Annotated in this window: 23 protein-coding genes; 16 read left to right on the top strand and 7 right to left on the bottom strand. The window is 72.7% G+C overall.

Going from position 1 to position 22776, the window contains the following annotated elements; all coding sequences use genetic code 11:
- Window positions 1-95: 95 nt before the first annotated feature.
- From rsgA to ACF09E_RS30485, 4 genes are all read right to left on the bottom strand, one after another.
- Complete coding sequence (gene rsgA, locus ACF09E_RS30500; RefSeq protein WP_392208779.1) at window positions 96-1214, bottom strand: ribosome small subunit-dependent GTPase A; 1119 nt, start codon at window positions 1212-1214, stop codon at window positions 96-98.
- 279 nt (window positions 1215-1493) lie between these two features.
- Window positions 1494-2552: an endo alpha-1,4 polygalactosaminidase gene (locus tag ACF09E_RS30495; protein ID WP_392208777.1), complete on the bottom strand. Its 1059-nt coding sequence runs from the start codon at window positions 2550-2552 to the stop codon at window positions 1494-1496.
- A 61-nt stretch (window positions 2553-2613) separates the two neighbouring features.
- On the bottom strand, window positions 2614-4062 hold the full coding sequence (locus ACF09E_RS30490) for a sensor histidine kinase (protein WP_392208775.1): 1449 nt from the start codon (window positions 4060-4062) through the stop codon (window positions 2614-2616).
- Window positions 4059-4736, bottom strand: coding sequence for a response regulator transcription factor (locus ACF09E_RS30485; RefSeq protein ID WP_392208773.1), 678 nt, complete (start codon window positions 4734-4736; stop codon window positions 4059-4061). The genes ACF09E_RS30490 and ACF09E_RS30485 overlap by 4 nt, the downstream gene beginning before the upstream one ends.
- A gap of 251 nt (window positions 4737-4987) precedes the next feature.
- Here ACF09E_RS30485 and ACF09E_RS30480 point away from each other — a divergent pair, with 251 nt between their 5' ends.
- Complete coding sequence (locus ACF09E_RS30480; protein ID WP_392208771.1) at window positions 4988-5410, top strand: VOC family protein; 423 nt, start codon at window positions 4988-4990, stop codon at window positions 5408-5410.
- Here ACF09E_RS30480 and ACF09E_RS30475 read toward each other — a convergent pair.
- The gene (locus tag ACF09E_RS30475) at window positions 5338-6087 is read right to left on the bottom strand and encodes a helix-turn-helix domain-containing protein (RefSeq protein WP_392208769.1); all 750 of its coding nucleotides are present in this window, start codon (window positions 6085-6087) and stop codon (window positions 5338-5340) included. The genes ACF09E_RS30480 and ACF09E_RS30475 overlap by 73 nt on opposite strands.
- Before the next feature lie 28 nt (window positions 6088-6115).
- Window positions 6116-7240 carry a YihY/virulence factor BrkB family protein gene (locus tag ACF09E_RS30470; protein ID WP_388802910.1) on the bottom strand — a complete coding sequence of 375 codons (1125 nt, stop codon included), beginning with the start codon at window positions 7238-7240 and terminating at the stop codon, window positions 6116-6118.
- A gap of 17 nt (window positions 7241-7257) precedes the next feature.
- On the opposite strand from ACF09E_RS30470, the gene ACF09E_RS30465 reads away from it, so the two are divergent.
- The 15 genes from ACF09E_RS30465 (at window position 7258) to ACF09E_RS30395 (ending at window position 21998) form a co-directional block, all read left to right on the top strand.
- Window positions 7258-8913 (top strand): acyl-CoA dehydrogenase family protein, encoded by a 1656-nt coding sequence (locus ACF09E_RS30465; RefSeq protein WP_392208767.1) that lies wholly within the window; start codon window positions 7258-7260, stop codon window positions 8911-8913.
- A 317-nt stretch (window positions 8914-9230) separates the two neighbouring features.
- The gene (locus ACF09E_RS30460; protein ID WP_392208765.1) at window positions 9231-10526 is read left to right on the top strand and encodes a GAF domain-containing protein; all 1296 of its coding nucleotides are present in this window, start codon (window positions 9231-9233) and stop codon (window positions 10524-10526) included.
- Window positions 10527-10736: 210 nt separating this feature from the next.
- Entirely contained in the window at window positions 10737-11306 is a 570-nt protein-coding gene (locus ACF09E_RS30455; RefSeq protein ID WP_388802919.1) for a GNAT family N-acetyltransferase, read from the top strand.
- 192 nt (window positions 11307-11498) lie between these two features.
- The gene (locus tag ACF09E_RS30450; protein WP_310591794.1) at window positions 11499-11582 is read left to right on the top strand and encodes a putative leader peptide; all 84 of its coding nucleotides are present in this window, start codon (window positions 11499-11501) and stop codon (window positions 11580-11582) included.
- 136 nt (window positions 11583-11718) lie between these two features.
- On the top strand, window positions 11719-13416 hold the full coding sequence (locus tag ACF09E_RS30445) for a nitrite/sulfite reductase (protein WP_392208763.1): 1698 nt from the start codon (window positions 11719-11721) through the stop codon (window positions 13414-13416).
- Window positions 13413-13592, top strand: coding sequence for a hypothetical protein (locus ACF09E_RS30440; RefSeq protein ID WP_361853461.1), 180 nt, complete (start codon window positions 13413-13415; stop codon window positions 13590-13592). The genes ACF09E_RS30445 and ACF09E_RS30440 overlap by 4 nt, the downstream gene beginning before the upstream one ends.
- Window positions 13589-14296 carry a phosphoadenylyl-sulfate reductase gene (locus ACF09E_RS30435; RefSeq protein ID WP_392208761.1) on the top strand — a complete coding sequence of 236 codons (708 nt, stop codon included), beginning with the start codon at window positions 13589-13591 and terminating at the stop codon, window positions 14294-14296. The genes ACF09E_RS30440 and ACF09E_RS30435 overlap by 4 nt, the downstream gene beginning before the upstream one ends.
- Window positions 14278-14859, top strand: a complete 582-nt coding sequence (gene cysC, locus ACF09E_RS30430) for an adenylyl-sulfate kinase (RefSeq protein WP_383587603.1) — start codon at window positions 14278-14280, stop codon at window positions 14857-14859. The genes ACF09E_RS30435 and cysC overlap by 19 nt, the downstream gene beginning before the upstream one ends.
- Window positions 14856-15791 carry a sulfate adenylyltransferase subunit CysD gene (gene cysD / locus ACF09E_RS30425; RefSeq protein WP_392208759.1) on the top strand — a complete coding sequence of 312 codons (936 nt, stop codon included), beginning with the start codon at window positions 14856-14858 and terminating at the stop codon, window positions 15789-15791. The genes cysC and cysD overlap by 4 nt, the downstream gene beginning before the upstream one ends.
- Window positions 15791-17158 carry a sulfate adenylyltransferase subunit 1 gene (locus tag ACF09E_RS30420; RefSeq protein ID WP_392208757.1) on the top strand — a complete coding sequence of 456 codons (1368 nt, stop codon included), beginning with the start codon at window positions 15791-15793 and terminating at the stop codon, window positions 17156-17158. The genes cysD and ACF09E_RS30420 overlap by 1 nt, the downstream gene beginning before the upstream one ends.
- Window positions 17159-17354: 196 nt before the next feature.
- Window positions 17355-18464 (top strand): aliphatic sulfonate ABC transporter substrate-binding protein, encoded by a 1110-nt coding sequence (locus ACF09E_RS30415; protein ID WP_388802933.1) that lies wholly within the window; start codon window positions 17355-17357, stop codon window positions 18462-18464.
- Window positions 18465-18517: 53 nt separating this feature from the next.
- Window positions 18518-19312 (top strand): ABC transporter ATP-binding protein, encoded by a 795-nt coding sequence (locus tag ACF09E_RS30410; RefSeq protein WP_392208755.1) that lies wholly within the window; start codon window positions 18518-18520, stop codon window positions 19310-19312.
- On the top strand, window positions 19299-20186 hold the full coding sequence (locus ACF09E_RS30405; RefSeq protein WP_392208753.1) for an ABC transporter permease: 888 nt from the start codon (window positions 19299-19301) through the stop codon (window positions 20184-20186). Before ACF09E_RS30410 ends, ACF09E_RS30405 begins: the two co-directional genes overlap by 14 nt.
- 11 nt (window positions 20187-20197) lie before the next feature.
- Window positions 20198-20941 (top strand): sirohydrochlorin chelatase, encoded by a 744-nt coding sequence (locus tag ACF09E_RS30400; RefSeq protein WP_392208751.1) that lies wholly within the window; start codon window positions 20198-20200, stop codon window positions 20939-20941.
- A 190-nt stretch (window positions 20942-21131) separates the two neighbouring features.
- On the top strand, window positions 21132-21998 hold the full coding sequence (locus tag ACF09E_RS30395) for a D-alanyl-D-alanine carboxypeptidase family protein (protein WP_388802945.1): 867 nt from the start codon (window positions 21132-21134) through the stop codon (window positions 21996-21998).
- A 105-nt stretch (window positions 21999-22103) separates the two neighbouring features.
- Here ACF09E_RS30395 and ACF09E_RS30390 read toward each other — a convergent pair whose 3' ends face one another.
- On the bottom strand, window positions 22104-22760 hold the full coding sequence (locus ACF09E_RS30390) for a DsbA family protein (protein WP_392208750.1): 657 nt from the start codon (window positions 22758-22760) through the stop codon (window positions 22104-22106).
- Window positions 22761-22776: the final 16 nt, after the last annotated feature.

Raw genomic sequence — 22776 nt, 5'->3', positions numbered from 1 at the left:
GGCCGGCGACCCCCGGCTCGCGGTTTTCGGACACGGCGCTCGCGCGGGGAGGGCGGGGAGGGCGGCCCTCCCCGCCCTCCCCGCCCTCGCTCCGGCTACCGGATGCGTCCTCGCTTCATCTCCATGGCCTGGCGGCCCTCGGCGCCCTTGCGCTTCCAGTCCTTGAGGATCTCGCTGCGTACCCGGGCGTCGGTCTTGGCGACGATCCGCTGGTTCTCGCGGAGCAGCTTGCGGTAGCTCTCCAGTCGGCGCACCGGCAGTGAGCCGTCCTCGATCGCCGCGGCCACCGCGCAGCCGGGCTCGGACTCGTGGGCGCAGTCGTGGAAGCGGCAGTCCGCGGCGAGTTCCTCGATCTCCGAGAAGACCTGGCCGACGCCGGTCTCCGCGTCCCAGAGGCCGACTCCGCGCAGCCCGGGCGTGTCGATGAGGACTCCTCCGGCCGGGAGGACGAAGAGGTTGCGGGTGGTGGTGGTGTGCCGGCCCTTGCCGTCGATGTCGCGGGCGGCCTGGACGTCCATGACGTCCTCGCCGACGAGGGCGTTGGCGAGGGTCGACTTGCCGGCGCCGGAGACGCCGAGCAGCACGGTCGTCCCGCCCGTGACGATCGCGGAGAGGACGTCGAGCCCCTCCCCCGTGGTCGAGCTCAGGGGCACGACCTGGACGCCGGGGGCGACCGTCTCGACGTCCTCGACGAGGTACGAGAGGCCGACGGGGTCGGGTACGAGGTCGGCCTTGCTGAGGACGACGGTCGGCTGGGCGCCGGACTCCCAGGCCAGGGCGAGGAAGCGCTCGACGCGGCCGAGGTCGAGTTCGACGGCGAGGGAGACGGTGATGACGGCGTGGTCGACGTTGGCCGCGAGGATCTGGCCCTCGGAGCGCTTGGAGGAGGTCGACCGCGCGAAGGCGGTACGGCGCGGCAGGCAGGCGCGCACGTAGCGGGGGTCGCTCGCTCCCTCGGGGTCGACGGCGGCCCAGTCGCCGGTGCAGACGACGCGGAGCGGGTCGTGCGGGGTCACGAAGGCGGTGTCGGCGCGGACGAGCCCGTCGGCGGTGGCGACGTCGCACTGGCCGCGGTCGACGCGGATCACCCGGCCGGGGACGAGTCCCCGGGCGGCGTACGGGGCGAACGCGGCGGCCCAGCCGGAGTCCCAGCCGTGCGCGTCGAGCGTCGGGGAGGAAGCGGAGGAGGTGACGTGGGAAAGCGGGAGAGACAAGGGGGACCCTTCACAGGGGTGGCCCCGGCGGCGCGCTCCGGGAGCGCGGAGGTCGAGCGGTTGTCAGCCGGTGGCCACGGAGGTGGTGTGGATGAACTTCTGCGTGGGGGCAAGGCCCGTCGTGACGACAGCCATCGGTCACACCTCCTGTGGGTCTTCTCGCGTGGATCTTCGCGATCTCGGGGAACACGGTAGCCGCACCGCTTCGGCGGGCGCCACCGGTTTTCTCGCCGGGTGCCGGCGGGGGCGGTCGGCCGTCCCCGCCGGCACCCGTGGGGGTCAGCAGGCCCGGTAGCGGTACGAGCCGCCCGGGGCGCTCACGTCGAGGTCGCGCTGGACGATCGAGAGCGTGCCGCCCCAGTCCGCGCACGCCCGGCCGTAGCCGGTGCCGGTGTACTCGATGACGTAGACGCGGTTCGCGTACGCCGTCGCGTACGCCTCGCACTCCTCGTACTGGCCGCACTCCTCGGCCACCGCGAAGTCGAAGCCGATCGTCCCGCGCTCGGGCAGCAGCTCCGTGGTGTTCTTCTGGCCGATGGCGAGTCCGGCGACGTGCGCCCGCTGGGCCAGGAGCCGGGCGAACGCCGCGTTGTGCTGCTTCGTCAGCCGGCCGCCCGAGCGCTCGTACGAGTCGAGGTTGTCGGGCTCCACCGCCTGGAAGCCGCTCTTCGCGCAGCCGTCGATCCATCCGCCGACGATCTTCGCCAGCCGCTCGCGGCGGTCCGCGGTCGAGGTGTCCAGCAGCACCTCGCCCCAGTCCTCGTCCTGCACGGGCGCACCGGAGCGGTCGCGGAGCAGCAGGTCCGGCTGGTTCGTCTCCCACCAGTCCAGCGCGTCCGGCTGGGTCTGGAAGGCGTTGACGTAGCAGATGTTGTAGAGCCCGGCGGCGGGCTTCGCCGTACGGTCGCGGGAGACGACCCCGACGTTCTTCGGCGGGGTGTAGGCGCCGCCGATCTGGTAGTCGAACGGCGCGTTCGCGGTGGGCAGCGCCACCTTCGCGGTCGTCGGCCCGGCGGGTGCGGTCGCCTTCGGGGCGGTCGTCGCCTTCGGGGCGGTGGTCGCCCGCCGGGTGGTGGTCGGCTTGGGAGCGGTGGTCGGTTTCGCCTGGGCGGGAGCCGCCGTCTTGGGAGCGGTGGTCGGCCTCGCCTTGGCGGGGGGCGTCGGCCCGGCCGTTGCGGGGGTCGTCACGTTCCGCGCGGCGCGCGGCCGGGTGTCGCCCGACGACGCGACGGCCTGGGTGAACAGGACACCGGCGCCGAGCGCCGCGACGACGCCCGCGGCGAGCGCCGCCCGCGTCGACTTCCTGCGGCGGAACGGGGTGGGGGCATGCTTCGGCACACGTTCTCCAGCACGAGGGGGGAAAGGATGTCCGTAGCCTCCTCGTTCGATCGTGAGGAATTCATGAGGCGCCCGCCCGCGCGTGCCGGGCCTGGCCCGCCGGTCCGAGCGCGAGCAGGAAGACCGCGCCTCCCCCGGGCCTCGCCCGCGCGGTGAGCGTTCCCCCGTGCGCCGCCGCGATCTCCCGGACCAGGGATAGACCGATCCCCGCCCCGCCGCCGCGCGAACGGAACCGTTCGGTCAGATCCGGCAGTTCCTCCGCCGCCACGCCCGGCCCCCGGTCCGCCACCGACACCGTGTGGCCCCGCACGCTGACGTCGATCTCCGCCCCGCCGTGCGGATCGCCCGGCGTGCGTCCGTGGCGCAGCGCGTTGTCCAGGAGGTTCCGCACGGCCACGCGCGTCAGGGCGGGATCGGCGTCCACCACCGACTCGTCGAGCCGCAGGGTGAGGGTGAGCCGACCGGGCGGCAGTTCCCCGCACGCGTCCTCCACCAGCTGGTCGAGGCGGAGCGCCACCGGGCTGAACGAGGCCGCCGAGTCCTGGAGCCGCCCCCGTGTCAGGACGTTCTCCACGACGTCGGTCAGCCGGTCGGTGGCCCGCCGGATCCGCGGCAGATGGGTGGGCAGCTTCCCCGGGTCGGTCCCCGCCACGTCCATCGAGCTCCGCATGATCGCCACCGGGGTGCGCAGTTCGTGCGCGGCGTCGGCGAGCAGCCGCTCCTGGGCTTCGAGCGCCTGCCACGCGGGCCGCAGGCTGCGCCCCGAGAGGAGGTGGCCGGTGAAGGCGGCGAGCAGGGTCAGGAGCCCGGAGCCGGTGAGGACCGCGTACGTCAGGCGGGTGTGTTCGGCCATCCGCAGTCCCGGGTCGCCGATGACGACGACGGCGCCGGTCGTCTCCTGGGTCTCGTCGTGGTAGAACGGCCGCGCCACGGCGTAGGCGGTCCGGTCCCCGGCCGGGACCTCCTCGCGCACCGTGACGTCCTCGTCCATGGCGGTACGGGCCAGGGCGGCGATCCGTTCGCCGGAGACGGGGACGGAACGGCTCCCGGAGGTGAAGACCCGGTCGAGCCCGCCGGGCCCGGCCGGACGCACCGCTCCGGTCGGACGGCCCGCACCGGGCGTGCGCGCCTCACCGCCCGCCCGTCCGGCGGCCGGTCTCCCCGTCGCGTCCTTCCCCGCGCCGTCCGCCACGCCCTTCGCGGGCGTGCCGATCCTCGTCCGGCTCAGCAGGACGGAGACCTGGTGGCGGCCCCGCGTGGACTCGTCGTCGCGCAGGCCGTCGAGCTGGACTCCCGCGTCCGTGTAGTAGATCAGCGAGGTGCTGACCGCCGCGTGCCGGAGCATCTCGTCGAACTCCGCGTTCCGCCAGGAGCGGCCGTCCGTGTGGATCACCAGCCAGGAGAGCACGCTCACCCCGACCAGCGTGGTGAGCGTGTACGCGAGGGTGAGCCGCCGTTGCAGACGGCGCAGTCGGCGGCGCGGCCCGGCGGCGCGGTCCCGGTCGGTCACGCGCCGTCCCCGGTCGGACCGCCGAGGAGGAACCCGTGGCCCCGCACGGTCCGGATGAGCTGCGGCGAGCCGAGCTTGCGGCGGAGTCCGGCCATCACGGCGTCGACCACGTTGGACACCGGGTCGGCCATCTCGTCCCAGCAGTGCTCCACGAGCGCGGTGCGGGTGACGACGTTCTCCCGGTGGACCAGGAGGTGGTGCAGGACGGCGTACTCCTTGGGCGTCAGCGAGAGCAGGACGCCGGCCCGGCGGACCTCCCGGCGGGCCGCGTCCAGCTCGATGTCCGCGTGCGCCAGGTGGACGGACAGCCGGCCCGGCGCGCGCCGGGTGAGGCTGCCGACCCGCATGACCAGTTCGACCATGGCGAAGGGTTTGGCGAGGTAGTCGTCGGCTCCCGCGCGGAAGCCCTCGACCCGGTCGGGCAGGGCGTGGAGGGCGGTCAGGCAGAGGACCGGCGTGGACCAGCCCGCGCGGCGGCGGCCGTCGAGCGCGCGCAGGGTGTCGCCGGAGGGGACCATCCGGTCCAGGACCACGCAGTCGTACTCCGTGAGGTCGAGCAGGTAGTCGGCGTGGGGCCAGTCGGCGACCGCGTCGACGGCGTACCCGGCGTCCTTGAGACCCGCCTCGATGAGCTCGCGGAGGTCGGTCTCGTCCTCGACGAGGAGTACGCGCATCTGGTGCCGCCTTGCGGTGTCGCGCCGACGCCCCGGGGGCGCGGACGGGAGGAGGGGCCCCGCGGTGGGGCGGCCTCGGCGACCGTGAGAGCGGGACGGGAAAGTCATATTAATCAGGCCAGTCGGGCGGATCCCGACGAGGAGTGGCCGGATCCGTACGGACGATCCGCCGGAGGCCGCCTCGCCGGACCTCGGGTGCCGCGTCCGATTCGTACAAGACCGGCGGAGGGCGCCCTGCCTACCGTGCCCCCATGGACACAGCACCTGACCTCAGCCCCCGTCTGGACATGATCGGCGTCGTCGTCTCCGACATGGCCGCCTCGCTCGCCTTCTACCGCCGTCTCGGCCTGGACATCCCGGACGGGGCCGAGTCGGCCCCGCACGTGGAGGCCGCGCTGCCCGGCGGGCTGCGGATCGCCTGGGACACGGAGGACGTCGTGCGCTCCCTGGACCCGGAATGGCGGCGTCCCGAGGGCGGCAACCGAATCGAGCTCGCCTTCCGGTGCGCCACGCCCCGGGCCGTGGACGCGGCGTACGAGGAGCTGGTCGCCGCCGGGTACCGGGGGCATCTGAAGCCCTGGGACGCCTTCTGGGGGCAGCGCTACGCCGTGGTCCTCGACCCGGACGGTTCCGGCGTCTCGCTGTTCGCCGATGCCGCCGCCGACGCCGTGTAGGCGCCGAGCGTCATGCCGGCCAGCGCCCTCGTCTCGCGTGCGAGGTGGGCCTGGTCGGCGCAGCCCGCGCGGACGGCCGCCTCCGCGTACGGCACCCCGGACAGCACCAGCGCGAGGGCCCGCTGGAGCCGGAGGATACGGGCGAGGGTCTTGGGGCCGTAGCCGAAGGCGTCGAGGGAGCGCCGGTGGAGCTGCCGGGCACCGAGGCCGACCGCGTCGGCCGTCTCGGCGACCGCCCGGCCGGCCGCGAGGCGGTCCGCGACGGCCCGGAGCAGCGGGTCGGGCGCGGGGAGGTCGGCGGCCCGGCGCCGGACGGCCTCGTCCAGGGCCGCGGCCGGGTCGGGGGCGTCGGTGATCCGTTCGCCGAGCCGTCGCGTCCCGGCGGCGCCCCACAGGTCGGCGAGCGGGACCCGCCGGTCGCGCAGCTCGTGGGCCGGTACGCCGAAGAAGGCGGGGGCGTCACCGGGGGCGAAGCGGACTCCCGCGTACCGTTCGGCGGACTCCGCCGGTACGTGCGCGCGTGTGTCGGGTCCGGCGACGAGGAGGTGTCCGCCGGCCCAGATCAGGTCCATGCAGCCGTCGGGCAGGACGGGCCGGGAGCCGCCCGTGCCGGGGCCGGCGGCGGTCCGGGTCCACAGGACGGCTCCGTCGAGCAGGGCGGGGCGTTCCTCGTACACGCCCCCAACGTAGCCCCACGCCGGTGGGTCAGTCCTTCTCCCAGCCGGAGTGGAGGCGGGACTTCACGTCGTCCGGGGGCAGGAACCGGGACCAGCGCTCGGGGAACTCGGACGGCATGTCGGGGTCGTCCTCGTCGACGTCCTCGGCCTCCGCGCGCACCCGGGCGACGAGTTCCGCCGCCTGGACGGCGCGGGCCCGCTCGTTGGCCTCGCGGGCCGCCGCGGTGGCGACCGAGGGCCAGACGCGGTCGATGGCGGCGTTCACCGCGGCGCCGACGAGGACGGCGAAGGCCGAGATGCCGATCCAGAGGAGGACGGCGATGGGGGCCGCGAGGGAGCCGTAGATCGTCGGCCCCTCGACCTGGCTGGTCAGGTAGATGCGGAGCAGGAAGCTGCCGAGGACCCACATCCCGAGGGCAACGAGGGCGCCCGGGATGTCCTCGATCCAGGGCGATCTGACGGGCACGGACACGTGGTAGAGCGTGGTGAGGAAGGCGATGGAGAGCAGGATGACGGCCGGCCAGTAGAGCACCGAGACGACCTCGGTGCCCCAGGGGACGAGTTCGACGACCCGGTCGGGGCCGACGACCGCGAGGGGCAGCACCACCGCGCCGATGAGCAGGGCCACGAGGTAGAGCAGGAAGGCCAGGAGGCGGGTCTTCACGATCCCGCGGTGGCCGTCGAGCCCGTACATGACGGTGATGGTGTCGATGAAGACGTTCACGGCGCGCGAGCCGGACCAGAGGGCGATGGCGAAGCCGAGGGAGATCAGGTCGGGCCGCTTGCCCTGGGTCACGTCGTCGAGGATGGGCTTGGCGATGTCCTCCACGCCCCGGTCGGAGAGGACCGTTCCGGCGGCGCGGAGGATGTTCTCCTGGATGCTCGCCACGGTGTCCGTGTTGGTCCAGTCGTCGGCGTAGCCGAGGAGGGCGATCAGGCCGAGGAGCAGCGGCGGCAGGGACAGCAGGGTGAAGAAGGCGGCTTCGGCGGCGAGGCCGAGGATCCGGTACTCGATGCACGAGTTGACGGTGTCCTTCAGGAGCAGCCAGGCCATCTTCCGCTTCGAGACGTTGCGGTAGAGGACGCGCGCGCGGTGGAGCCTGCTCCAGGGCCGCCGCTCGGGCCGTTCGGGTGTTTCGCTTGCTGCCTGCACCTGCTTACCGTATCGGCATGGCACCGCGCTCCCACACCGTGACCAACCAGCCTCCGCCCCTGGTCGGGTACGACGTCTTCACGACCGATGCCGTCCTGACGGAGGCGGTGGAACGGCACCTGGCGCCGGATCTCCACGCGGAGGTCCGGGAGGACCTCGTCGTGCTGGGCCGGGCGGCGGGTTCGGCCCAGGTCCGGGAGTGGGGGGAGCTGGCGAACGCGAACCCGCCGCGGCTGCGGACCCACGACCGGTACGGCCGCCGGATCGACGAGGTCGCGTTCGATCCGGCCTGGCACCGGCTCCTCGGCAAGTCGGTGGGGGCCGGGCTGACGGACGCGTGGGGCCGGCCGGGCGGCCATGTGCGGCGGGCCGCCGGGTTCCTGGTGGTGTCGCAGGCGGAGGCCGGGCACGGCTGCCCCGTGTCGATGACGCACGCGTCCGTGCCCGCGCTGCGCGCCGAGCCGGAGCTGGCCGAGGTGTGGGTGCCGGCGGCGACCTCGCACGTGTACGAGCGGGAGCTCCGCCCGGTGGCGGAGAAGCCCGGCGCGCTGCTCGGGATGGCCATGACGGAGAAGCAGGGCGGCAGCGACGTCCGGGCGAACACGACGGAGGCGCGGCCGCTGGCCGCCGACGGCGAGTACGTCCTGACGGGGCACAAGTGGTTCTGCTCGGCGCCCATGTCGGACGCCTTCCTGGTCCTCGCGCAGGCTCCGGCGGGGCTCACCTGTTTCCTGGTGCCCCGGGTGCTCGCGGACGGTTCGCGGAACGCCTTCGCGCTGCAGCGGCTGAAGGACAAGCTGGGCAACCGCTCGAACGCCTCCGCCGAGGTGGAGTTCGACGGGACGACCTGGGCGCGCCGGGTGGGCGCTGAGGGGCGCGGGCTCACCACGATCATGGGCATGGTCGCGGCGACCCGGGTGGACTGCGTCCTCGGCTCGGCCGCGCTGATGCGGCAGGCGGTCGCGCAGGCCGTGCACCACTGCACGTACCGCGAGGCCTTCGGCGGGCCGCTCGCCGACAAGCCGCTGATGCGGAACGTGCTCGCGGACCTCGCCCTGGAGTCGGAGGCGGCCACGGTGCTGGGCATGCGTCTCGCGGCCGCCTACGACGCGGCCGACGCGGGCGGCGACCACGCCGAGCGGGAGCGGGCCCTGCTCCGCATCACCGTTCCGGCGGCGAAGTACTGGGTCGCGAAGCGGTGCACGCCGATGGTGGCGGAGGCGCTGGAGTGCCTGGGCGGCAACGGCTACGTGGAGGAGTCCGGGATGCCCCGGCTGCTGCGGGAGTCGCCGCTCAACTCGGTCTGGGAGGGCTCGGGGAACGTGCAGGCGCTGGACGTGGTCCGGGCGCTGCGGACGGAGCCCGCCGCGCTGGACGCGTTCCTGCGGGAGGTCGGGGCGGCGCGGGGCGCGGACCACCGGCTCGACCGGGCGATCCGGGGGCTGCTCGTGGAACTGGCGGACCTGGACGGGATCGAGGCGCGGGCGCGGCGGCTCGCGGAGCGCCTCGCGCTGGTCCTCCAGGGGGCCCTGCTGGTGCGGTGGGCGCCGCCGGAGGTCGCCGACGCGTTCTGCGCGGCGCGGCTGGGCGGGGACGGGGGCGCGGCGTTCGGGACGCTGCCGCACACGCTGGACCTGCGGGCGCTGGTGGAGCGGGCGCGCGTGGAGGTCTGAGACGGCGCGGCGCGGGCGGCGCGGGCGGGCGGCGCGGCGGGGCGCGGCGGGGGAAGTCTGCCGCGCGCGCCAGGGGTGGACCCGTGAGGGTCGGCGCGCGCGGAAAAGCGGGGGTGGTGCTGCGCCGACACGGCACCACCCGCCGCTCGCACCAGCTTCACCCGGGGGGCCGGTCGCCGACCAGAGTTGCAAAGGGTTGCAGGATTACCCGAACCGGGCCTCGCGGGGCGGTTCCGAACGGCACGATGGGCACCGACACTCCGGACATCTGCCCCGTGCAGAACCGATACAGCACCCCGGGTGGCTGGGAGAGACCGATGAAGAACACGCAGCTCGACATGAAGCGGCTCGCCGCCATGGACGCCGCCCGGGCCACCCGGCTGCTCCACCGGGTCCGCGAGGAGACGCTCGCCGGGCGGACGCCCCCGATCGCGCCCCGCCCGGTGATCGACGCGTCGTGGCAGCGGATGGCCCGGCTGGGGCTCGACCCCGACCAGGGCACGAGCACGGTGCTCCTGCCTCCGGACGAGCTGGAGGAGCGGCGCAGGAGCACGCTCCTCTCCGAGGTGATGCAGACGCTGAGCGGCGGCCTCGCCGGCATCGCCGACACCTCGCTCCAGATCATGATCGTCACCGACGAGTACGGCCGGGTGCTGTGGCGGCAGGGGAACCCGGCGGTGATGCGGCAGGCGAACGGCATCTGCCTGGAGGAGGGGGCGTCCTGGGCCGAGCGCACCACCGGGACGAACGCGGTCGGCACGGCCCTCGCCATGGGCCGTGCGGTACAGGTGCACTCCGCCGAGCACTACGTCCAGGCGCTCCACAACTGGACCTGCGCCGCCGCGCCGGTGCACGACCCGCGCGACCGGCGGCTGCTCGGCATCCTGGACGTGAGCGGTCCCGCGTCCACCTTCCATCCGGCGATGCTGGCCCTGGTCGGTTCGGTGGCCCAGCTCGCCGAGGCGGAGATGCGGGAGCGGCACCACCGCTCGGTCGAGCGGCTGCGGGCGGTGGCCGCGCCGATCCTGTGCCGGGTGGGCGGCCGGGCCGTCGCGGTGGACAGCCACGGCTGGACGGCGGCGGTGACGGGGCTCGCGCCGGTGGACCGGATCGCGCTGCCGAAGTCGTTCCGCTCGGGCCGGATGTGGCTGCCCTCGCTCGGCGTCTGCGCGGTGGAACCGCTGCCCGGCGGCTGGCTGCTGCGGGTCGAGGAGGAGACGCCGTCGGAGGAGCCGGGCGCGGCGGCGGCGAGCCGGGTGGTGCTCGACCTGAGCAGACCGCGCCGGTGGACGGTGTCCGTCTCGGGGGCCGCGGGCAGCTGGCAGCAGGAGCTCAGCCCCCGGCACGCGGAGCTCCTCTACGTCCTGGCGCTGCACCGGGACGGCCGGACGGCGGCGGAGCTGGCGGACGACGTCTTCGGCGACCGCACGCGGACGGTGACGGTGCGGGCGGAGATGTCCCGGGTGCGCCGGAACCTCGCGGGGGTCCTCGCGCACCGCCCGTACCGCTTCAGCGAGGAGGTCGCGGTGGAGGTGCTCCGCCCGGAGCGCCCCGCGGACCTGCTGCCCCACTCCCTGGCGCCCGCGGTGCGGGGCCCGGGCGGGGGCGGCTGAGCCGCCGCTCGGGGATCCCGCACGACCGCGCCGGCCTCCCGCTGTCCAGCATGCGGACAGCGCCGGCGGGGGCGGGCCCCGGCCCCGCGGATGCGGACGGCGACCGGTGGGCGGGCTCCGGCCCCGCCGATGCGGACGGCGACCGGTGGGCTGGCTCCGGCCCCGCCCCCCCGGTCGCCGCGCCGGACGGGGCCGTGATGCGATGAGTCCATGCGCATCACTCTCACCACCTGGTCCCTCGAACAGACCTCGCCGTCCGATCTCCGCCCCTCCCCCGCCCCGGAGGGCGACGACATCACGGTCGCGCGGGCCGCGGTCCCGTCGCCGGAGTACAGCCGCTTCCTCTACACGGCGGTCGGCGGCGACATCCGCTGGAACGACCGGCTGTCGCTGACGTACAAGCAGTGGCAGGAGATCGTCGACAAGCCGGGCGCCGAGATCTGGGTGGCGTACGACAAGGGGACGCCCGCCGGGTACGTGGAGCTGGACCCGCAGGACGACGGCGTGGTGGAGATCGTCTACTTCGGCCTGATCCCGGCCTTCCGGGGGCGCCGGATCGGCGGCCACCTCCTCTCCTACGGGGCGGCGCGGGCCTGGGACCTGGCCGACCGCTGGCCGGGGCGGGAGACCACGCGGCGCGTCTGGCTGCACACCTGCTCGCTGGACGGCCCGCACGCGATGGCGAACTACGAGCGCCGCGGCTTCCGGCTCTTCGACACCAAGGTGGAGGAGGTCGAGGAGAGCGAGACCCCGGGCCCCTGGCCGGGCGCCCACGCCTGACGGCCGGGGACGTGACGTCCCGTGCGTCACCGGACGCGTCACGGGACGCACGGCGTCGAGGAGCGGCGAAGGGGCCCTGATCAGGGCCCCTTCCGCGTGACCCAGACCACACCGTCTCGACAAGCGAGACGGCTATGTCCGCATTCTGGACGATGCTGGACTGGGTCCAAAGTCCCGTGACACGCTTCCGTCATGTCTGGAACTGGAATTGCCTTGGTGAGTCGGCGGCACGTCGACCTGGGCCGCATGTCCAGCGCCATCTGTCCGGCGCGCTGAGAGAACCAGCACCGCCGCGATCACTTTTCAGCACGACTCTGCCCGACCCTGCTGCGCACTGACGCGCCACCCTCCGACCTGAGCGCCAGTGTGCAGGTCAGAGCCGCCCTCTCGCAGTCCCGAAGGACAAGACGCCATGGCCGCCACCCCGGAAAACCCCACTCCCGCCGCCGCACGCCGCAAGACCGGGCGCCACCGTGGCGAGGGTCAGTGGGCCGTGGGGCACTTCACCCCGCTGAACGGCAATGAGCAGTTCAAGAAGGACGACGACGGTCTCAACGTTCGGACACGTATTGAGACGGTCTACTCGAAGCGCGGATTCGACTCCATCGACCCCAACGACCTGCGCGGACGCATGCGCTGGTGGGGCCTCTACACCCAGCGCAAGCAGGGACTGGACGGCACCAAGACGGGCGTCCTGGAGCCGGAGGAGCTGGACGACGAGTACTTCATGCTCCGCGTCCGCATCGACGGCGGCCGGCTGACGACCGAGCAGCTCCGCGTGATCGGCGAGATCTCCGAGGAGTTCGCCCGGGGCACCGCCGACATCACGGACCGGCAGAACGTCCAGTACCACTGGATCCGCATCGAGGACGTCCCCGAGATCTGGAACCGCCTGGAGGCGGTCGGCCTGTCCACCACCGAGGCCTGCGGCGACACCCCGCGTGTCATCCTCGGCTCCCCGGTGGCCGGCATCGCGGCCGACGAGATCATCGACGGCACCCCCGCCATCGACGAGATCTACCGCCGCATCGTCGGCAACAAGGACTTCTCCAACCTGCCCCGCAAGTTCAAGTCCGCGGTCTCCGGCTCGCCGCAGCTCGACGTGGCGCACGAGATCAACGACATCGCCTTCGTCGGCGTGGACCACCCGGAGCACGGCCCCGGCTTCGACGTCTGGGTCGGCGGCGGCCTCTCCACCAACCCCAAGCTGGGCGTCCGCCTCGGCGCCTGGGTCTCCCTCGACGAGGTCCCGGACATCTACGAGGGCGTCATCTCGATCTTCCGCGACTACGGCTACCGCCGGCTGCGCAACCGCGCCCGCCTGAAGTTCCTCGTCGCCGACTGGGGCCCGGAGAAGTTCCGCCAGGTCCTGGAGGACGAGTACCTGCGGCGCAAGCTGACCGACGGCCCCGCTCCCGAGCAGCCCGCCGGCCAGTGGCGCGACCACATGGGCGTGCACCGGCAGAAGGACGGCCGGTTCTACATCGGCTTCGCCCCGCGCGTCGGCCGGGTCGACGGCGCCACGCTCACCAAGATCGCGGGTCTGGCCGAGCAGCACGGCTCCGGCCGGCTGCGCACCACCGCGGACCAGAAGATGATCCTCCTCGACATCGAGGAGGCCCAGCTCGACTCGGCGGTCGCCGCCCTCGAGGCCCTCGACCTGCGGGTGAACCCCACGCCCTTCCGGCGCGGCACCATGGCCTGCACCGGCATCGAGTTCTGCAAGCTCGCGATCGTCGAGACCAAGGCCCGCGGAGCCTCGCTCATCGACGAACTGGAGCGCCGCGTCCCGGACTTCGACGAGCCGCTGACGATCAACATCAACGGCTGCCCGAACGCCTGCGCCCGCATCCAGGTCGCGGACATCGGCCTCAAGGGCCAGCTGGTCCTGGACGACGAGGGCAACCGCGTCGAGGGCTACCAGGTGCACCTCGGCGGCGCACTCGGCCTGGAGGCCGGCTTCGGCCGCAAGGTCCGCGGCCTCAAGGTCACCGCGGCCGAGCTCCCCGACTACGTGGAGCGCGTCCTCAAGCGCTTCCAGGCGGAGCGCGAGACCGGCGAGCGCTTCGCCACCTGGGCCGCCCGCGCCTCCGAGGAGGCACTGTCGTGAGCGAGCGCGCCGCCCCCTTCCACTGCCCCTACTGCGGCGACGAGGACCTGCGTCCCCACGAGCAGGGCCACGGCGCCTGGGAATGCGCCGCGTGCAGCCGAGCCTTCCAGTTGAAGTTCCTGGGGCTGCTCGCCCCCGGGACTTCGGGTCGTACCCCTGGAGGGAAAGAGATATGACGCTCACTCAGCACGCCACCGCGGCCGACCTCAAGGCACTCGCCGAGCAGGCCGGCCGCGATCTGGAGGACGCCTCCGCGGTGGAGATCCTCCGCTGGGCCGTCGACACCTTCGGCGACCGCTTCTGCGTCACCTCCTCCATGGAGGACGCGGTCGTCGCCCACCTCGCCTCCCGGGTCCGGCCCGGCGTCGACGTCGTCTTCCTCGACACCGGCTACCACTTCGAGGAGACCATCGGCACCCGTGACGCCGTGGACGCCGTCATGGACGTCCACGTCATCACCCTGACCCCGCGTCAGACCGTGGCCGAGCAGGACGCCGAGTACGGACCTGAGCTACACGACCGCGACCCCGACCTGTGCTGCGCGCTGCGCAAGGTCAAGCCCCTGGAGGACGGCCTCACCGGCTACGCCGCCTGGGCCACCGGCCTGCGCCGCGACGAGTCCCCCACCCGGGCGAACACCCCGGTCGTCGGCTGGGACGAGAAGCGCCGGAAGGTCAAGGTCTCCCCCATCGCACGCTGGACGCAGGACGACGTCGACGCGTACGTCGCGGAGCACGGCGTCCTCACCAACCCGCTCCTGATGGACGGCTACGCCTCCGTCGGCTGCGCCCCCTGCACCCGCCGCGTCCTGGAGGGCGAGGACGCCCGCGCCGGACGCTGGGCGGGACGCGGCAAGACCGAATGCGGGCTGCACGGATGACGGACACTCAGGAAGTTCAGGAGAAGCACGTGACGGGTGCCACCATCTGGCTCACCGGCCTGCCGAGCGCCGGCAAGACCACCATCGCGTACGAGCTGGCCGGCCGGCTCCGCGAGGAGGGCCACCGGGTCGAGGTGCTCGACGGCGACGAGATCCGCGAGTTCCTCTCCGCGGGCCTCGGCTTCAGCCGCGAGGACCGGCACACCAACGTGCAGCGGATCGGGTTCGTCGCGGAGCTGCTCGCCTCCAACGGCGTGAAGGCCCTCGTGCCCGTCATCGCCCCGTACGAGGACAGCCGCGAGGCGGTCCGCAAGCGCCACGCCTCCGAAGGCACCCCCTACGTCGAGGTCCACGTCGCCACCCCCGTCGACGTCTGCTCCGTACGCGACGTGAAGGGCCTCTACGCCAAGCAGGCCGCGGGCGAGATCAGCGGCCTCACCGGCGTCGACGACCCGTACGACGAGCCGCGCGACCCGGATCTCCGGATCGAGTCCCACACCCAGACCGTGCAGGAGTCCGCGGCGCAGCTCCACGCGCTGCTCACCGAGAGGGGTCTGCTGTGACCACCGTCGCCCATGTCCACGACAGCACCGACAACCCGTTCGCGCTGTCGCACCTGGACTCCCTGGAGTCCGAGGCCGTCCACATCTTCCGTGAGGTGGCGGGCGAGTTCGAGCGGCCGGTGATCCTCTTCTCCGGCGGCAAGGACTCCATCGTCATGCTGCACCTGGCGCTGAAGGCCTTCGCCCCCGCGGCGATCCCCTTCACGCTGCTGCACGTCGACACCGGGCACAACTTCCCCGAGGTCCTGGAGTACCGCGACCGCACCGTCGCCGAGCACGGCCTGCGGCTGCACGTCGCGTCCGTGCAGGAGTACATCGACTCCGGCCGGCTCCGCGAGCGCCCCGACGGCACCCGCAACCCGCTGCAGACCGTGCCGCTCACCGAGGCGATCCAGCAGCACCGCTTCGACGCCGTGTTCGGCGGCGGCCGCCGCGACGAGGAGAAGGCGCGCGCCAAGGAGCGCGTGTTCTCGCTCCGCGACGAGTTCTCGCAGTGGGACCCGCGCCGCCAGCGCCCCGAGCTCTGGCAGCTCTACAACGGCCGGCACGCCCCCGGCGAGCACGTCCGTGTCTTCCCGCTGTCCAACTGGACCGAGCTGGACGTCTGGCAGTACATCCAGCGCGAGCGGATCGAGCTCCCGGCGATCTACTTCGCCCACGAGCGCGAGGTCTTCGCCCGCAACGGGATGTGGCTGACGGCCGGCGACTGGGGCGGCCCGAAGGAGTCCGAGACCACGGAGACGCGGCTGATCCGCTACCGCACCGTCGGCGACATGTCCTGCACCGGCGCCGTCGACTCCGACGCCACCACGCTGGACGCCGTCATCGCCGAGATCGCCGCCTCCCGGCTCACCGAGCGGGGCGCCACCCGCGCCGACGACAAGATGTCCGAGGCCGCGATGGAAGACCGCAAGCGCGAAGGGTACTTCTAATGAGCACGTCCACCGAGCAGCTGACCGAGCAGCTGGCGGCCACCACCCTGCTGCGCTTCGCCACCGCCGGCTCCGTCGACGACGGCAAGTCCACCCTGGTGGGCCGGCTCCTGCACGACTCCAAGTCGGTCCTGGCCGACCAGCTGGAGGCCGTGGAGCACGCCTCACGCTCCCGCGGCCAGGAGGCCCCCGACCTGGCGCTCCTCACCGACGGGCTGCGGGCCGAGCGCGAGCAGGGCATCACCATCGACGTGGCCTACCGCTACTTCGCCACGCCCCGCCGCCGCTTCATCCTCGCCGACACCCCCGGGCACGTGCAGTACACCCGGAACATGGTGACCGGCGCCTCCACCGCCGAGCTGGCCGTGGTCCTCGTCGACGCCCGCAACGGCGTCGTCGAGCAGACCCGCCGGCACGCCGCCGTCGCCGCCCTCCTCCGCGTCCCGCACGTGGTCCTGGCCGTGAACAAGATGGACCTGGTCGACTACCGGGAGCCCGTCTTCGCCGCGATCGCCGAGGAGTTCACCACGTACGCCTCCGAGCTCGGCGTCCCGGAGATCACCGCCATCCCGATCTCCGCGCTGGCCGGCGACAACGTCGTGGAGCCCTCCGCGAACATGGACTGGTACGGCGGCCCGACGGTCCTGGAGCACCTGGAGACCGTCCCGGTGAGCCACGACCTGACGGCCTGCCACGCGCGGTTCCCGGTGCAGTACGTGATCCGGCCGCAGACCGCCGAGCACCCCGACTACCGGGGCTACGCGGGCCAGATCGCCGCCGGCGCCTTCCGGGTGGGCGAGGAGATCACCGTCCTGCCCTCGGGGAAGACCTCCACGATCACCGGCATCGACGCGCTGGGCGAGTCCGTGGACATCGCCTGGGCACCGCAGTCGGTCACCATCCGGCTCGCCGACGACATCGACATCTCGCGCGGCGACCTGCTCGCCCCGAGCGGTGACGCCCCGGCGACCACACAGGACATCGAGGCGACCGTCTGCCACGTGGCGGACCGGGCGCTCGCCGTCGGCCAGCGGGTGCTGCTCAAGCACACCACCCGCACGGTCAAGGCGATCGTCAAGGAGATCCCCTCGCGGCTGACCCTGGACGACCTCTCGCAGCACCCGACCCCGGGGCAGCTGGTCGCCAACGACATCGGCCGGGTCGTGGTGCGCACCGCCGAGCCGCTCGCGCTCGACACGTACGCCGACTCGCGCCGCACCGGTTCGTTCCTGCTGATCGACCCGGCGGACGGCACCACGCTCGCGGCGGGCATGGCGGGCGACTCCTTCGCCACCGCCAAGGCCGTCGTGGTCGACGCAAGCGGCGACGGCGCCGACGACAAGGACGAGGAAGGGTGGGACTTCTGACATGAACGAGAACGTCTACGCCACCTTCGCGAAGGAAGGCGGCCGGGTGGGCTCCGGCGCCCTCGGCGCGGGCATGGGAGGCGTCGCGCGATGTGCGTGCTGACCTCGACGCGCCGCCCGTGCGGCGCGACCCCGCTCCACCCCGAACGACATAGACGCAGACTTCGAAAACGCTGAATCGAGGGGAACACCTCCCGTGCCTGCCACCACCCGTACCACCCTGCGCCGCGGCCTCGCCGCCGCCGCCGCTCTGCCGCTGCTGATCGGCGCGCTCGCCTCCTGCGGCTACGGCTCCGACGCGAAGAACGACGAGAAGAAGGTGGCAGCCGAGGGCAAGAAGCTCTCCGCCGACACCGTACGGCTCGGGTACTTCCCCAACCTCACGCACGCGACCGCGCTGATCGGCGTCAAGGACGGCCTGATCCAGAAGGAGCTGGGCGGCACCGAGCTCAAGCCGCAGACCTTCAACGCCGGCCCGTCCGAGATCGAGGCGCTCAACGGCGGCTCGCTCGACATCGGCTTCATCGGCCCGTCGCCGTCCATCAACGCGTACGTCAAGTCCAAGGGCAAGAACCTGCGGATCATCTCCGGATCCGCCTCCGGCGGCGTCAAGCTGGTCGTGAACCCGGACAAGATCAAGACCCTGGACGACCTCAAGGGCAAGCGGATCGCCACCCCCCAGAAGGGGAACACGCAGGACGTCGCGCTCCTCAACTGGATCGCGGAGAAGGGCTGGAAGGTCGACCCGGAGTCCGGCAAGGGTGACGTCTCCGTCGTCCGCACGGACAACAAGGTGACCCCGGACGCCTTCAAGTCCGGCTCCATCGACGGCGCCTGGGTGCCCGAGCCGACCGCCTCCAAGCTCGTCTCCCAGGGCGGCAAGGTCCTCCTCGACGAGACCACCCTGTGGCCCGGGAAGAAGTTCGTGATCACGAACATCATCGTGTCGCAGAAGTTCCTCACGGAGCACCCGGACGTGGTCGAGGCCGTGCTGACGGGCACGGTGAAGACCAACGAGTGGATCAACGCCAACCCGGACAAGGCCAAGGCGTCCGCCAACGCGGCGCTCAAGTCCCTCGGCGGGAAGGCGCTGGACGCCAAGGTCATCGACCCGGCGTGGCCGAGCATCGCGATCACCGACGACCCGCTGGCCGCGACGCTCAAGACCCAGTCCGAGTGGGCGGTCAAGGCTCAGCTGATCAAGCAGCCCGACCTGGCCGGCATCTACGACCTCACGCTCCTCAACAAGGTGCTGAAGGCCGCCGGCAAGCCCGAGGTCTCCGACGCCGGTCTCGGCGTCAAGTAACCGCCGAGCCGACGAACCAGACCGCGAATCCGTAACCCCAGGAGGTGACGACCATGGCCACGACGTTCGCCAAGGCTGCCGAGGGCACCGTAGCGGAGCAGACGCACGCCGCCCGGATCGAGCACGTCTCGAAGTCCTTCTCCGGCCCGGCCGGTACCCAGCTCGTCCTGGACGACGTCACCCTCGACGTCGCGCCCGGCGAGTTCGTCACCATCCTGGGGGCATCGGGGTGCGGCAAGTCCACCCTGCTGAACCTGGTCGCGGGGCTCGACCGGCCGACCCAGGGGTCCATCGAGACCCCGGGCGGCCGGCCGGCCCTGATGTTCCAGGAGCACGCCCTGTTCCCGTGGCTGACCGCGGGCAAGAACATCGAACTGGCCCTGCGGCTGCGCGGGGTGCCCAAGGCCGACCGCCGGCCGGAGGCGGAGCGGCTGCTCGAACTGGTCCGGCTCGGCGGCGCGTACGGCAAGCGGGTCCACGAGCTGTCCGGCGGCATGCGGCAGCGCGTGGCCCTCGCCCGGGCGCTCGCCCAGGACAGCCAGCTGCTGCTGATGGACGAGCCGTTCGCGGCCCTGGACGCCATCACCCGTGACGTCCTGCACGGCGAGCTGACCCGCATCTGGGAGGAGACGAACCTCTCCGTCCTGTTCGTCACCCACAACGTGCGCGAGGCCGTGCGGCTCGCCCAGCGGGTCGTGCTGCTCTCCTCCCGTCCCGGCCGGGTCGCGAAGGAGTGGACCGTGGGCATCCCGCAGCCGCGCCGCATCGAGGACGCGGACGTGGCCGAGCTGTCCCTTGAGATCACTGAACACCTGCGTGGGGAGATCCGCCGCCATGGCCAGCACTGACACCGCAGCGACGGTCAAGAAGGACGACCTCGCCGGTCTGGAGGCCGGTCTCGACGCCCTGGACGCCGTCGAGATCCGCCGCACCCCGGTCCGCGAGGTCCTGCTCCGCAAGGTCTTCCCGCCCACCCTCGCCGTCGTCCTCGTCCTCGCCGTCTGGCAGATCCTCGTCTCCGCGAAGATCGCCGACGAGACGAAGCTGCCCGCGCCGTCCGCGGTGTGGGACGGCCTGACCGAGATGTGGCTGCAGGGCACCCTGCTCGAGGTCATCTGGACCAGCGTGTCCCGCGGTCTGGCCGGCTTCCTGCTGGCCCTGGCCATCGGCACCCCGCTGGGTCTCCTGGTGGCCCGGGTGAAGTTCGTCCGCGCCGCGATCGGGCCGATCCTGTCGGGTCTGCAGTCGCTGCCCTCGGTGGCGTGGGTGCCGCCGGCCGTGCTCTGGTTCGGACTGAACGACGCGATGATGTTCACGGTGATCCTGCTGGGCGCCGTCCCGTCCATCGCCAACGGCCTGGTGTCCGGCGTGGACCAGGTCCCGCCGCTCTTCCTGCGGGCCGGCCGCACCATGGGCGCCACCGGCCTGCGGGGCACCTGGCACGTGACGCTGCCCGCCGCGCTCCCCGGCTACCTGGCCGGCCTCAAGCAGGGCTGGGCGTTCTCCTGGCGCTCGCTGATGGCCGCCGAGATCATCGCCTCCTCCCCCGACCTGGGCCTCGGCCTCGGCCAGTTGCTGGAGAACGGCCGGAACAACATCGACCTGCCCGGCGTATTCCTGGCGATCCTGCTGATCCTGGTCGTCGGCATCGCCATCGACCTGCTGATCTTCAGCCCGCTGGAGCGCTGGGTGCTCCGCAGCCGCGGCCTGCTGGTGAAGTGAGCCGATCCACCGTGAACCGACCCGTCCTCCTCGTGATCGCCCACGGCAGCCGCGACCCGCGGCACGCCGCGACCGTCCAGGCGCTGGTGCGCCGGGCCGCCGCGCTGCGGCCGGGGGCGCGCGTGGAGACGGCGTTCCTGGACTTCAACCTGCCGACGGTGCCGGGGGTCCTCGACCGGCTCGCCGCCGAGGGCGTCCGGGACGTGGTGGCGCTGCCGCTGCTGCTGACCCGGGCGTTCCACGCGAAGGCCGACATCCCGGCCGTACTGCGGCAGGCGCCGCCCTCGCTGCGGATCCGCCAGGCGGAGGTGCTCGGGCCCTCGCCGCTGCTCGTCGAGGCGGTGGAACGGCGGCTGTACGAGGCCGGGCTCGCGCCCGGCGACAAGAGCGCGACCGGGGTCGTCCTGGCCTCGGCGGGCTCCACAGACCCGGAGGCGATCGCGGTGATCGCAGAAACGGCGCGGGAGCTGCGGCGCACCGGTTGGTGCTCCGTGCGGCCCGCGTTCGCCTCCGCATCCCTTCCGCGCACGGAGGACGCCGTGCGCGCCCTGCGCGCGGAGCCGGGCGTCCGGCGCGTGGCCGTCGCACCGTACGTGATCGCCCCCGGGCGGCTCCCGGACCGCATCGCGGCGGGCGCGGCGGAGGCGGACGTCCTCGCGGATGTCCTGGGGCCGTCCCCGGAGTTGGCCCGGCTCCTGCTGGAGCGCTACGACGCCGCGCACGCGCCGCGGGTCGCCGTGGCCCACTCGGCCTGATCGGCGGGGCACCCCACGGGGGTCTGCCTTTCGGACGATTCGGCCGGTCGACGGATGCGACGAACCTCATGGGGGGAACCGTGCATCCTTCGCCCCCTTTCGAGCGTCTTCTGTGCACCGGGTCTTTTGCGGCCCGGACGACATCGGTTCCTACCAAGGGCAGAAGACTTTGATCACTTCGACACTCGGCGTGCGCAGAGCCGTGACCGTGACGGTCACGGCCTCGGCCGTGCTGGCCGGCGGCCTCTTCACCGGTCAGGCGTACGCCGCGCCGCCCACCCCGTCGATCACCGCCCAGGGCGGCTTCGTCATGAACAACGGGACGGGCGCGACGCTGTTCGGGAAGGCCGCCGACACGCGCCGGTCGACCGGCTCGACCACGAAGATCATGACCGCGAAGGTGGTGCTGGCCCAGCGCGGCCTGAACCTCGACGCCAAGGTCACCGTCCAGAAGGCCTACAGCGACTACATCGTCTCCAAGAACGCCTCGTCCGCGCGGCTCATCGTCGGGGACAAGGTGACGGTCCGGCAGCTCCTCTACGGCCTGATGCTGCCGTCGGGCTGCGACGCGGCCTACGCGCTGGCCGACAAGTTCGGCACCGGCACGACGCGGGAGGCGCGGATCAAGTCGTTCATCGGGAAGATGAACACCGAGGCGAGGAACCTCGGGATGCGCAATACCCACTTCGACTCGTTCGACGGAATAAGCAATGGGAGCAACTACTCCACGCCCCGCGACCTGACGAAGCTCGCGAGCAGTGCGATGAAGAACTCCACCTTCCGCACCGTGGTCAAGACCAAGTCCACGAAGCAGAAGGTGACCACGAAGACCGGCGGGTACCGGTACATGTCGTGGACCAACACGAACAAGCTCCTGAGCACGTACAGCGGTGCGATCGGTGTGAAGACCGGCTCGGGCCCGCAGGCCAAGTACTGCCTGGTGTTCGCGGCGACCCGCGGCAGCAAGACGGTCATCGGCGCGGTGCTCGCCTCGTCGAGCGAGGCGAACCGGGCGACCGACGTCAAGAAGCTGCTGGACTACGGCTTCGCCAGGTAGGCGACCGGTCGGACGGACCGGTCGTCGAACCGCCGGTCCTCCCGGGGCCCGTCTCCCGCTCGTCGGGAGGCGGGCCCCTTCCCGTGTCCGGCCGGCGGGCAGGACTCAGGAGAAGTCGAGGCCGCCCGTGCGGGTCCGCTTCAGCTCGAAGAGGTCCGGGTGGCCGGCCAGGACCCGGAAGGCGTCGAAGAGTTCGGCCGCGCGCTCGCCGCGCGGGACGGCCCGCAGGACCGGGCCGAACCAGACGGTGCCGTCGACGTGGAGGGTGGGGGTGCCGACGTACGCGTCGGCGTCGGGGTCCTTGCCGGCGTCGTGGCTGCGGCGGACGGCCTCGTCGTGGGCCGGGTCGTGGGCGGCCGCGGCGAGTCCGGCGGGGAGGCCGAGTTCGGCCAGCGCCTCGGCGACGACGGCGTCGAAGTCCTCCCGCTTCTGCTCGTGGATGCGGGTTCCGTACGCGGTGTAGAGCGGGCGCAGGATCTCCTCGCCGTGCTGTGCGGCGGCGGCCGCCGCGACTCTGACGGGTCCGACCGAGGCGTCGACGAGGGTGCGGTACCAGTCGGGCAGGGTGTTGCCCTCGTTGTGGAGGGCGAGGCTCATGACCCGGAAGCGGAGGTCGATGTCCCGCTCGCGCTCGACCTCCAGGATCCACCGGGAGGTGATCCAGGCGAAGGGGCAGGCGGGGTCGAAGTAGAAGTCGACGGCGGGGCGGGGGGCGGCGCGGGGCTGGAACCGGTCCTGCGGCTGGATCTCGGTGGTCGTCATGGAACGAATCTAGCCA

It is taken from the genome of Streptomyces sp. NPDC014891 (assembly GCF_043081085.1).
GTDB lineage: Bacteria > Actinomycetota > Actinomycetes > Streptomycetales > Streptomycetaceae > Streptomyces.
This window is presented reverse-complemented; position numbering and strand designations above follow the sequence as displayed.